This window comes from Bradyrhizobium sp. Kon69 (assembly GCF_055807515.1).
The window spans coordinates 1-237 of record NZ_JBVVOS010000570.1 but is presented as its reverse complement, the minus strand read 5'-3'; the positions used below and the strand labels follow the sequence as shown (position 1 = coordinate 237).

Genomic DNA, 237 nt, shown 5'->3' with positions numbered 1-237 from the left:
CCCAACCCAACTTCGCCCACACCGCGTTGATGGCCGAAGTCGAAGCCTACCTGCGCCTGGCGCCGGGGTGCACGTGCAGCAGGTCGGGGATCAACTCGGCGTATTTGGCGTGGGCCAGCGCAGCGCCGACGATGCCTGGCTCGCGGTGATGCAGCGGGCTCATGGCGTTGTACAAATGGGTAAAGCTGGTGGCGCCGGCGGCGAGGGCGGCCACGCCTTCTTCATAGCTGCCCAGGG

General features: G+C 67.5%; 1 pseudogene. It reads right to left on the bottom strand.

The features are described from left to right. Positions 1 to 46: 46 nt before the first annotated feature. A pseudogene (locus AC0L3U_RS40185) lies at positions 47 to 237 on the bottom strand (N-acetylglucosamine-6-phosphate deacetylase); the annotation flags it as partial.